General features: G+C 62.8%; 2 protein-coding genes. Both read left to right on the top strand.

Going from position 1 to position 1,259, the window contains the following annotated elements:
• Positions 1–2: 2 nt before the first annotated feature.
• Positions 3–695, top strand: coding sequence for a protocatechuate 3,4-dioxygenase subunit beta (pcaH, locus tag AC1RKJ_RS22930; RefSeq protein WP_492793319.1), 693 nt, complete (start codon positions 3–5; stop codon positions 693–695).
• On the top strand, positions 695–1,259 hold a 565-nt coding region (gene pcaG / locus AC1RKJ_RS22925; RefSeq protein WP_492793318.1), incomplete at its 3' end, for a protocatechuate 3,4-dioxygenase subunit alpha. The genes pcaH and pcaG, both read left to right, overlap by 1 nt.

Genomic DNA, 1,259 nt, shown 5'->3' with positions numbered 1-1,259 from the left:
TGATCTATCCGCGCGAGAGCAATCTCGCGCACGCGCCGCGGCTGTCGCCTGACTACAAGAGCACGGTCAAGCGTTCGCCGACCAAGCCGCTGGTGATCGTCCCGCATACGCTGTCGGAGTTGACCGGGCCGGTGTACGGCCATGAGACCGTGCGCGAGAACGACAACGATCTCACGATCCAGCACGCCGGAGAGCCGCTCGGCGAGCGCATCATCGTTCATGGTCATGTGCGCGATGAAGATGGCCGCGGCGTCCCCAACACGCTGCTGGAAGTCTGGCAGGCCAATGCCTGTGGGCGTTACATCCACGCTGTGGACCAGCATCCGGCGCCGATCGATCCGAACTTCACAGGCGCTGGCCGCGCGCAGACCGATGCAGAAGGTTACTACAGGTTCGTCACCATCAAGCCGGGCGCGTATCCGTGGGGCAATCATCATAACGCATGGCGACCGGCCCATATCCATTTCTCGGTGTTTGGCCATTCGTTCATCTCGCGCATCGTGACGCAGATGTATTTTCCCGGCGATCCGCTGTTCGCCTACGATCCGATTTTCAATTCGGTGACCGACGAGAACGCACGCATGCGGATGGTGTCGAGCTTCGACCTCGAAAACACCAAGCCCGACTGGGCGCTGTGCTATCGCTTCGACATCGTCTTGCGCGGACGCAACGCCACACCGCTGGATAACGACTGATGAGCAAGATTACTCCGTCGCAGACCGTCGGCCCGTATTTCAAGTATGGTCTGACACCGGGCGACGACTACCAATGGAATGACGCGTTCAGTAGCGATCTGGTGACCTCGGATGTATCTGGCGAGCGTATCCGGATTGACGGTCGGGTGCTGGATGGCGACGGCAAGGCGATGCCGGATGCCATGCTCGAGATCTGGCAGGCCGATGCGCAGGGACGCTTTGCCGATCCGCAGGATGCGCGGGCCGTGCCGAATACGGCGTTCAGAGGTTTCGGCCGTTGCGGCACGGACACCGACGGCGGCTTTACGTTTCAGACCATCCGGCCCGGCTCGGTGCCTGGACCCGGCGGGAAGCCGCAGGCGCCCCATGTTCTTCTGGCGGTGTTTGCGCGCGGCATGACCCAGCAGGCGCTCACGCGGATCTATTTCGGGGATCAGGATGCTGCCAATGCGGCGGATCCGATCCTGGCGCTGGTGCCGGCGGATCGCCGCGCCACACTGGTTGCGACGCGCGAGCCGGGCGAGCCTGTGACTTACCGCTTCGACGTCCATCTCCAGGGCGACA

It is taken from the genome of Afipia sp. GW822-FHT04G07, assembly GCF_058800765.1.
The sequence above is the reverse complement of the archived record's forward strand: the minus strand, read 5'-3'. Positions and strand labels throughout refer to the sequence as shown.